At 70.6% G+C, this 10058-nt stretch carries 8 protein-coding genes; 2 read left to right on the top strand and 6 right to left on the bottom strand.

All coding sequences use genetic code 11. The annotated features are described in order from the left end of the window. Positions 1–85: 85 nt before the first annotated feature. The 6 genes from AC1MIR_RS02790 to AC1MIR_RS02765 form a co-directional block, all read right to left on the bottom strand. Positions 86–292, bottom strand: a complete 207-nt coding sequence (locus tag AC1MIR_RS02790) for a cold-shock protein (protein ID WP_480026663.1) — start codon at positions 290–292, stop codon at positions 86–88. Between the two features lie 203 nt (positions 293–495). After that, positions 496–942, bottom strand: coding sequence for an NUDIX hydrolase (locus tag AC1MIR_RS02785; protein ID WP_480026662.1), 447 nt, complete (start codon positions 940–942; stop codon positions 496–498). A 313-nt stretch (positions 943–1255) separates the two neighbouring features. Next, the gene (locus tag AC1MIR_RS02780; protein ID WP_480026661.1) at positions 1256–2380 is read right to left on the bottom strand and encodes an acyl-CoA dehydrogenase family protein; all 1125 of its coding nucleotides are present in this window, start codon (positions 2378–2380) and stop codon (positions 1256–1258) included. Positions 2381–2386: 6 nt separating this feature from the next. Next, complete coding sequence (locus tag AC1MIR_RS02775) at positions 2387–3586, bottom strand: acyl-CoA dehydrogenase family protein (RefSeq protein ID WP_480026660.1); 1200 nt, start codon at positions 3584–3586, stop codon at positions 2387–2389. Between the two features lie 5 nt (positions 3587–3591). After that, positions 3592–5214: an AMP-binding protein gene (locus AC1MIR_RS02770; protein ID WP_480026659.1), complete on the bottom strand. Its 1623-nt coding sequence runs from the start codon at positions 5212–5214 to the stop codon at positions 3592–3594. Then, positions 5211–7277: a 3-hydroxyacyl-CoA dehydrogenase NAD-binding domain-containing protein gene (locus AC1MIR_RS02765; protein WP_480026658.1), complete on the bottom strand. Its 2067-nt coding sequence runs from the start codon at positions 7275–7277 to the stop codon at positions 5211–5213. The genes AC1MIR_RS02770 and AC1MIR_RS02765 overlap by 4 nt, the downstream gene beginning before the upstream one ends. Before the next feature lie 149 nt (positions 7278–7426). Between AC1MIR_RS02765 and AC1MIR_RS02760 the strand changes: the two genes are divergently transcribed. Together AC1MIR_RS02760 and AC1MIR_RS02755 are read left to right on the top strand one after the other, a co-directional pair. Then, a complete protein-coding gene (locus tag AC1MIR_RS02760; protein WP_480026657.1) occupies positions 7427–8365 on the top strand; it encodes an NAD(P)H-dependent flavin oxidoreductase in 939 nt (312 codons plus the stop codon). A 36-nt stretch (positions 8366–8401) separates the two neighbouring features. Further along, complete coding sequence (locus AC1MIR_RS02755; RefSeq protein ID WP_480026656.1) at positions 8402–9994, top strand: ABC transporter substrate-binding protein; 1593 nt, start codon at positions 8402–8404, stop codon at positions 9992–9994. Positions 9995–10058: the final 64 nt, after the last annotated feature.

The raw sequence follows: 10058 nt of genomic DNA, 5'->3' as shown, positions 1-10058 counted from the left end.
GGCCGGCCCGCGCGGGGGGGCGGGGGGGCGCCCCCCCGGTTGTTCCCGCGCCTGCGGCCCTCGGGCCGCCTTGGCGCGAGGACGGTCAGTCGAGGCGGAGGTTGCAGGCCGACATCTTGCCCTGCTGGCCGCGCTGCACGTCGTAGGTGATCTTGTCACCCTCGCGCAGCTCGGCGATGCCGGAGCGCTGCATGTCGCTGATGTGGACGAACACGTCGCTCGTGCCGTCCTCGGGCTGGATGAAGCCATAGCCCTTGGTCGCGTTGAACCACTTGATGGTGCCGTTGGACATAGGATTGTTCCGATCGAACAAGATGTGCCGCCGCGCGAACGTCGCACGGCGGGTCAAACATCTGAAGGGAGCGGGCAGCAGGCTCGGCGCTCGATCACGAGCAAGGAGAGCAGGCCGAACCAAACGAGGCTGACAAGAGGAAGATAGAGCTTCGCAGCGCGATTACAACCACTTTCTCGCAGGCGGCGGTTCCGGCCGAGGACTCAGCCAGCGCGAAGGCCGCGCAGCAGAGCGGCGAGGCCGGGCTCCTTCACCACCGCCGCGGCCGCTTCCGGGGTGAAGAGCTTGCGCTCCCGCTCGCGCCGCTCCGGCCAGTCGTGCAGCAGGCGCACGACCCGATAGCGGAAGACCAGCACCTCGGTCGGGCGCACCGCACCGCCCGCCAGGCGCTTCGGATAGGCATAGACGCCGAACGGATCGGGCTCCGCCTCCCCGGCGAGGCCGGCCTCCTCGAAGGCCTCGCGCGCGGCACTGCGGTGCGGCGCCTCGCGCGGCTCGATCCAGCCCTTCGGGATCACCCATCGCCGCGTCTCGCGGCTGGTGATCAGCACGACGCGGAGCGCAGGGCCGCTGCCCAGGATGGGCAGTGCGGCACTCTGGCGCGGCGCGCGCGCCGCAATGGCCTGGGCCTGCACAAGGCCGTCGGGCATCTCGTCTCGTGTCCCCAACATTGCGATCCGCCGGGCCCAGAGGCCGCGCCAAGGCACCGCTCGCATCGCAACGATAAAGAGACAGGAATAAGGAATGTAAAGGCCGCAAACTGTGCAACCGAAAGTTCATATCAACAACTTGGCGGGTCATCCGCCCTTTCCGCCTTCAGAAGGCGTCCCAGCCATTGGAACCGCGGCCCTCTGCGTCAGCCCAGCGGCCAGGGCGCGGCGAATGCGGCCTGCGCAGGCGCATCGGTGGACCGACGCCGCCGCCGGCCAAGACCGCATGGCGAAGCCGGATCGGGCCGCCGCGTCAGTCCGGCAGGCCGCCGGCCGCCACCACGCGGCGCAGATGATGGTCCACGTCGCCGAACAGCGCGCCCAGCATGGCGAGCCGCTTGAAGTAATGGCCGGCCTTGTATTCCTCGGTCATGGCGATGCCGCCATGCAGCTGGATCGCCTCCTTGCCGAGCTGGTCCGCGAGCCTGCCGACCAGCGCCTTGGCGGCGGAGAGCGCAGTGGCGCGGGCGGCGGCGTCGGGTTCCTGCACCATCATCGCGGCATACATCGCCATGCTGCGCGCCTGTTCGGTCGCGACCAGCATGTCGGCGGCGCGATGCTGCAGCGCCTGGAACTCGCCGATCGCGCGGCCGAATTGCTGGCGGGTCTTCAGGTAGTCCACGGTGAGGTCGCGCAGCGTCTCCATGGCGCCGACCGCCTCGGCGCAGAGCGCGGCGATGGCTTCGTCGGCGATGCGTTCGATCAGCGGAAGCGCCTCCTCGGCCAGCAGCGTGGCGCGGGCGCCTTCGAGCACGATCTCGGCGGCGCGAAGCCCATCCTGCGTGGCGTAGCCGCGGCGGGCGACGCCGGGCGCCGCGGGGTCGAGCAGGAACAGGCCGATGCCGCCACGGTCGCGCCGGGCGCCGGAGAGGCGCGCGGAGACGATGAGGCGATCCGCCGTGTCGCCGTTCAGCACGACGCCCTTCGCGCCGTCGAGGACATGGGCGTCGCCGTCGCGGCGCGCGGTGGTGGCGATGTCGTGCAGATCGTGGCGCGCCTGGCGTTCCTGATGCGCGAAGGCGAGCGTCGCCTCGCCGGCGGCCACTTGCGCCAGCAGCCCCGCCTGGCCGCCGGCGCCGCGCAGCAGGCCGAGGCCGAGCACGACCGTGGCGAGATAGGGCTCCACCACCAGGCCGCGGCCGATGGCTTCCATCACGAGCATCGTCTCCACCGGCCCGCCGCCGAAGCCGCCTTCCTCCTCGGCCAGCGGCAGGGCGAGCAGGCCCATCTCCGCCATCGCGGACCAGTTGGCGGCGGCGTAGCCCTTGGTCTCGGCGCGATAGGCCTTGCGCTTCTCGAAGTCGCCGTAGCGGTCGGAGACGAAGCGGTTGACGCTCTCGGCCAGCAGGCGCTGTTCGTCGGTGAGGTCGAAATCCATCTGGCGTCAGAGCCCCAGGAACGCTTTCGCGATGATGTTGCGCTGGATCTCGTTCGAGCCGCCGTAGATCGAGACCTTGCGGAAGTTGAAGAACAGCGGCGCCGCCGCATCCGCCCATTCGGGGCCGACGGAGGGCAGGTTCAGCCCCTCCTCCTCGCGGTCGGGGCGCGGCGCGGCGTAGGGGCCGGCGACGTCCATCAGCAGCTGCGTCGCCTGCTGCTGGATCTCGCTGCCCTTGATCTTCAGGATCGAGCTCGACGGGTCGGGCTTGTCGGCGGCGCGCGTCCGCTGCGCGGCGACCACGCGCAGCTGGGTGATCTCCAGCGCCTTCAGCTCGATCTCGGACCAAGCGAGGCGGCGGCGGAAATCCGGGTCGTCCCAGACGGTGCCCTCGCCCGCCGGCGTCTCCTGCGCCAGGCGCTTCACGCGGGCGAGGCGTTCCTTCGTCATGCCGATGCGCGCGATGCCGATGCGCTCGTTGGACAGCAGGAATTTCGCGTAGTCCCAGCCCTTGTTGAGCTCGCCGACCAGGTTCTCCGCGGGCACCTTCACCTCGTCGAAGAAGACCTCGTTCACCTCGTGGCCGCCATCGATCGTGATGATCGGCCGCACGGTGATTCCCGGCGTCTTCATGTCGATCAGGAGGAACGAAATACCCTGCTGCTTCTTGGCGCCGGGATCGGTCCGCACGAGACAGAAAATCCAGTCGGCGTACTGGCCGAGCGTGGTCCAGGTCTTCTGGCCGTTGACGATGAAATGCTCGCCCTCCCGCCGCGCGGTGGTCTTCAGGCTGGCGAGATCGCTGCCGGCGCCGGGCTCGGAAAAGCCCTGCGCCCACCAGATGTCCAGGCTCGCCGTGCCGGGCAGGAAGCGCTGCTTCTGCGCCTCGCTGCCGAAGGTCGCGATCACCGGGCCGACCATCGTCACGTTGAAGCCGAGCGGCTGCGGCACGGCGTTGGCCTGCAGTTCCTCCACCCAGATGTAGCGCTGCACCGGCGACCAGTCCTTGCCGCCCCATGCCACCGGCCAGTTCGGCGTCGCCAGCCCATGCGCGTGCAGGATCTTTTGGGACGTGACGTAGTCTTCCCGCGCCAATGCGCGGCCCTCGCTGACCTTGCGGCGGATCTCGGCCGGGATTCGCGTGCGGAAGAACTGCCGCAACTCGTCACGAAAGGCGATCTCCTCGGCGGTGTAGCGCAGATCCATGCCACCTACTCCCTGATCTCGTCGCGCAGCGCGCTGGCCAGAAGCTTGCCGGCCGCGCTTCGCGGGAGGCTGTCGCGCAGTTCGAGCGCGGCGGGCATCTCGTGCTTGCCCAGGCGATCCGCGAGGAAGTCCCGCAGTTCCTCCAGCGTGAAGCCGCTTGCGCCCTGCTTCAGCGCCACATAGGCCTTCGCGGCCTGGCCGCGATAGTCGTCCGGCACGCCGATCACGATGCATTCGGCGACCTCCGGGTGTTCGTAGATCGCCTGCTCGATCTGCGCAGGATAGACGTTGAAGCCGCCGGAGAGGATCATGTTCTTGCGGCGATCCACCAGCGTGAAGAAGCCGCCTTCGTCCATCCAGCCCATGTCGCCGGTCAGGAACCAGCCATCGGCGAAGCAGCGCGCATTCTCCTCCGCCGGGCGGTTCCAGTAGCCGGAGAAGACATTCGGGCCGCGCACCGCCATCTCGCCGACCTCGCCGACCGGTCGTTCGACGGTCGGGTTGTCGGGGTCTACGATGCGCAGCGCGATGCCCGGCAGCGGCAGCCCGATAAGCCCGGGGCGACGCGGCGCATCGGGCGGGATGCGCGTGCCGGCGGGGCAGGTCTCGGTCATCCCCCAGCCGCCGCCGATGCGCAGGCCGACCAGCGCCTCCAGCTTCTGCTGCACCTCGAAGGGCATCGGGGCGCCGCCGGAGGAGACCTGGCGCAGCGTCGCGAAGTCCTCCCGCGTCACGCCGGGCGTGTTGAGGATGCCGATCCACATGGTCGGCACGCCCGAGAAGGTGGTGATGCCGAGCGTCCGAAAATCCTGCACCGCCTGGGCCGCGTCGAAGCGTGGGCGGAGATGGCAGAGATGGCCCTCCGACATCTGCCGCAGCAGCACGGCGGTGAGGGCGAAGATGTGGAACAGCGGCAGCAGGACCAGGCAGCGCCCCCGCCCTTGCGGGATCGTCGTGCGGTCGCGCCAGGCCTTGTAGATCGCGACCGCGGCGGTGAGGTTGCCATGCGTCAGCATCGCGCCTTTCGGCGTGCCCGTGGTGCCGCCGGTGTATTGCAGCAGCGCGAGGTTTTCGGGCGCGATGGCGGGCCACGCCAGCGGCGGATCGGCCTCGGGCAGGCGAGGCAGGTCGCTCTCCGCATCCTCCCCGCCCCAGCGCGCTTCCGGCGCGAGCAGCGCGCGCGCCACCGCGCCTTCCGCCAGCAGCCAGGCCGCCTGCACGACCAGCGGCGCGAATCCGGTGGTGATCAGCAGCGTCGCGCCGGAATCGCGCAGCTTGTGCGCCAGTTCCCGTCGTGCATCGAGCGCCGAGAGATGCACCACGCGCGCGCCGGTGCGCAGCACCGCGAAGAAGCAGACCGGATGCCAGGGCGTGTTCGGCAGATACAGCGCCACGCAGTCGCCGCGCCCGATCCCCATCGCCATCAGCCCGGCCGCGACGCGGTCCGACAGGCGCTGCAGCGCGGCGTAGCCGAGCACATGGCCGCGATATTCCAGCGCCGGCGCGTCGCGGTAGCGGGACGCAACTTCGTCGAGGAAGCCGGGCAGCGTGCCCTGCCCGATCGGCGCGTCCCAGCGGCATTCGGGCGGGTAGCTCGCCTCCCAGGGATGCGCTGCCGCAGACTTCATCGCAGGCTCGCGAAGCCACGATCCTCCGCGACCAGGCGCGCCAGCAGCGGCGCCGGCGCCAGGCTGTCGTCGCCGGTCTGGCGCGCAAGCGCGGTCAGGCGCGCGAACACCTCCTTCAGACCGCGGGCATCGGCCCAATGCATCGGCCCGCCGCGCCAGGCCGGCCAGTTGTAGCCATGCAGCCAGACCACATCGATGTCGCCCGGCCGCGCGGCGATGCCTTCCTCCAGGATGCGCGCGCCCTCGTTCACCATCGGCAGCAGGAGTCGGTCCAGGATTTCCGCCTGGTCGAAGGCGCGGCGCGCGACGCCTTCCTGCGCGCTGACCTTCGCGATCAGCGCGGCAACCTCGGGATCGGGCACGCCGGCCCGCGCGCCTTCCGGATACAGAAAGAAGCCCTTGCCGGTCTTCTGGCCGAGCCGACCGGCCTCCACCAGCGCATCGGCCACCGGCGCGCGCTTGCCGGTCGCCTTGCGGATGCGCCAGCCGATGTCGAGCCCCGCCAGGTCGCTCATCGCGCAGGGACCCATGCGGAAGCCGAAATCGGTGAGCGCCTTGTCCACCTGTTCCGGCAGCGCGCCTTCCAGCAGCAGCCGCTCCACCTGCTGCGTGCGGCGCGACAGCATCCGGTTGCCGACGAAGCCGAAGCAGACGCCGACCACGACGGGCACCTTGCCGAGCCTGCGCCCGATCTCCGCCGCCGTCGCCAGCGCATCCGGCGCGGTGCGCTTCGCGCGCACCACCTCCAGCAGGCGCATGACATTCGCCGGCGAGAAGAAATGCATCCCCAGCACGTCGCCCGGCCGGCCGGTGGCGGCCGCCATCTCGTCGATGTCGAGATAGGAGGTGTTGGAGGCCAGCACCGCGCCCGGCTTCGCGACCTTGTCGAGCGTGGCGAAGACCTGCTTCTTCAGACCCATCTCCTCGAACACCGCCTCGATCACGATGTCCGCGTCGTTGGCGGCTTCCAGCCCCACCGCGCCTTCGATCAGCGCCATGCGCGCGTCGCGCCTCTCGGGCGTCAGGCTGCCGCGCTTCACGCTGGCCTCGTAGGTGGCGCGGATCCGATCGAGGCCGCGCTTCATGGCGGCCTCGTCCGTCTCGATCACGCGCACCGGGATGCCGGCATTGGCGAAGCACATCGCGATGCCAGCGCCCATCGTGCCGGCGCCCAGCACCGCGGCGCGCTCCACCTTCCGCGGCTTCGTGCCCTCGGGAAGGTTGGGGATCTTCGCCGCCTCGCGCTCGGCGAAGAAGACATGGCGCAGCGCCTTGCTTCGGGGGTCCTGCAACAGGTCGAGAAAAGCTTTCCGTTCGTCGGCCACGGCCTCGGCGAAGGGCATTTCGAACGCGGCGCGGACGCAGGCGATCATGGCGGCGACCTGCGGCTCGGTCGCGGCGCGCTTGGCCAGCAGCGCCGCTTCCTTCTCGAAGTCGTCGCGCCGGCCGAGCACTTCGTCGCGCTGCGACACCGGCTTCGGCAGCGGCCCGGCTGCCAGCTTCGCCGCATGCGCGCGCGCCGCAGCGACGAGGTCGCCCGTCTCCACCGCCTCGGCCAGCCCCGCCGCCATCGCCGCCTTCGCATCCAGCGGGTCGCCCTGCGCCATCAGCTTCAGCGCGGGGCCCGCCCCCATCAGCCGCGGCGCGCGCTGCGTGCCGCCGCTGCCCGGCAGCAGGCCGAGCTTCACCTCCGGCAGGCCGAGCTTCGCGGCGGGGCCGAGCAGGCGGGCCGTGCAGGCCATCGCCACCTCCAGCCCGCCGCCGAGGCAGGCGGCATGGATCGCGGCGACCACCGGCTTCGGGCAGCCGTCCAGCAGCGCGATCAAATCGGCGAGGGTGGGTGCCACCGGCGGCTTCCCGAACTCGGAGATGTCGGCGCCCGCGATCCAGGTGCGGCCCTCGGCCGCGATCACCAGGGCGCGTATCGCCGGCTCCGCCGCGGCACGGCTCACCGCCTCCGCCAGCGCGCCGCGCAGCGCGGCGGAGAGCGCATTCACCGGCGGGTTCGCGATGGTGGCGATGGCGATGCCCTCGGCGATCTCGAACCGCACGGGACCGGTCATGTTGCGCTTCCCCAGCTTCCGGCGGAGCGAGTTCCCGCCTGCCCTTTTCCGGCTTGCTTGATCGCCCGCCCCCCGGGACGGGTCAAGGCGATTGGACGCAGGCCCGAACGAGCGTCATGCTCCGGCCGGAACCGAGCCGGACCCCGTGCATGCCCCTGCCGCCCCTTCTGCAGAACCTCGCCTTGCCGGTGATCGGCGCGCCGATGTTCCTCGTCTCCAACCCGGAACTCGTGATCGCGCAGTGCCGCGCCGGCATCGTCGGCTCCTTCCCGTCGCTGAATGCGCGACCGGAGGCCGAGCTGGATGTCTGGCTGGCGCGCATCCGCGAAGGCCTGCAGGCAGGCGACGCGCCCTTCGCCGTGAACCTGATCGTGCATGGCAGCAACGCGCGGCTGGAGCATGATCTTGCCGCCTGCGCACGCCATCGCGTGCCGATCGTCATCACCTCGCTGCGCGCGCCCGGCGAGATCGCCAAGGCCGTGCATGGGTGGGGCGGCATCGTGCTGCATGACGTCACCACGCTGCGCCATGCCGAGAAGGCGCTGGAAGCCGGCGTGGACGGGCTCGTGCTGGTGGCGGCCGGCGCGGGCGGGCATGCCGGGGTGCTCTCGCCCTTCGCGCTGGTGGACGAGGTGCGGCGCATCTTCGACGGGCCGATCGCGCTCTCCGGCGCGATCACGCAGGGGCGCCAGATCCTGGCGGCGCAGGCGATGGGTGCCGACCTCGCCTATGTCGGCACGCGCTTCATCGCGACGACGGAGTCCATGGCGCAGGACCGCCACAAGGCGATGATCGTGGAGAGCCGCGCCGCGGACATCCTCTACACGCCCTTCTTCAGCGGCGTGCCCGCCAACTACCTGAAGCCCTCGATCGCCGCGCAGGGGCTCGATCCCGACGCACTGCCCGCGGAGCAGGCCCGCAGCGGCTACGGCGCGAACCGGCCGCGGCCCTGGAAGGACATCTTCGGCGCGGGCCAGGGCGTCGGCGGCATCGCGGAGGTGCTGCCGGCCGGCGAGGTCGTGGCGCGGCTCACGGCGGAGTACCGCGCCGCCCGCAGCGCGTTGACCGAGGGCGCTTCGCACGCCTAGCCTGCGGACAACGATAAGTGCAGGAGGAGGAAGATCATGCGTCGTCGTAGCTTCATGACCGCCGCCGCGGGGCTGGCAGCCTCGGGCGGTCTCGTCGCGCCCGCCCTCGGGCAGAACACGCGCGCGATGACGCTGCGCTTCGTGCCGCAGGCGAATATCGCGACGCTCGATCCGGTCTGGACGACGGCGATCGTCACCTCGATGCATGGCTACCACATCTACGACACGCTCTATGCCATGGACACGAACCTGCGCCCGCGGCCGCAGATGGCCGAGGGGCACGAGGTTTCGGCCGATGGCCGCACCTGGCGCATCCGGCTGCGCGAAGGGCTGCGCTGGCACGATGGCGAGCCGGTGCGCGCGCAGGATTGCGCGGCCTCCCTCGCGCGCTGGGCGAAGCGCGATCCCTTCGGCCAGATCCTCGCGCAGCGCGTGGCGAGCTGGGGCACCGCCGATGACCGCACCATCGAGATCAAGCTGACGAAGCCCTTCCCGCTGCTGCTGGACGCGATCGGCAAGCCCGACTCCAACGTGCCCTTCATGATGCCGGAGCGCGTGGCGCGCACCGACGCGAACACGCAGATCAACGAGACGATCGGCAGCGGCCCCTATCGCTTCAAGAACGACGAATTCGTCGCCGGCAGCCGCCTGGTCTACGAGAAGTTCGACGGCTACCGCCCGCGCAGCGAGCCGGTGGACGGCGCGGCGGGCGGCAAGATCGCGCATATGCCGCGGATCGAGTGGCACATCCTGCCCGATCCCGCCACCGCCGCCGCCGCGCTGCAGGCCGGCGAGGTGGACTGGCTGGACCAGCCGCTGCCCGACCTGATCCCGACGCTGCAGCGCAACCGCAACGTCACGGTGGATGTGCTGAACCCCTACGGCATCATGTCCATCATGCGCCTCAATCACCTGCAGGTACCCTTCAACAAGAAGGAGATCCGGCAGGCGGTGGCGCTGGCGGTGGACCAGACCGAATACATGCGTGCGACGCTCGGCGACGACCGAAGCGTCTGGCGCGAGTGCCACAGCCTGTTCCCCTGCGGCACGCCGCTCGGCACCGAGGATCTCTCGCCCGTCAACGCGCCGCCGCGCAGCCTCGATCGCGCGCGCGCCGCGCTGCAGGCCAGCGGCTACAACAACGAGAAGGTGGTGATCATCAACCCCACCGACTTCCCGCTGATCGGCCCGCATGGCCAGGTGACGGCCGACCGGCTGAAGCGCATCGGCTTCAACGTGGAGCTGGTGGAGACCGACTGGGGCACCGTGGTGCAGCGCCGCGTGCGGCAGCAGCCGACGGACCAGGGCGGCTGGAGCATCTTCCACACCTATGGCTCCGCGCTGGCCTATCTGAACCCGGCCATCTCCTCGATCGTGAAGGGCCCCGGCCCGACCGGCTGGTTCGGCTGGTACACCAGCCCGCGCTCGATGGAGCTGGTGGAGGCGTGGCTGGATGCGCCGGATGCCGACAAGCAGCTCACTCTCGCGAATGAGCTGAACAAGCTGGCGCAGGACGACGTGGCGACGGTGCCGCTCGGCCAGTTCACGATGCGCACGGCCTACCGGCGCAACCTCACCGGCTTCCAGAAGGGCAGCATGCCCTATCCCTGGGGCGTCCGGCAGGCCTGACCGCGACGGGCGGCCGCGCTGCGGGGGGGTGACAAACCCAGGGTAAACGCCCCCCCCGGGGGGG

The sequence above is a fragment of the Falsiroseomonas sp. RANM36 genome, assembly GCF_056682175.1.
Note: the sequence above shows the minus strand (reverse complement) of the source record. Positions and strands in the feature narration are given on the sequence as shown.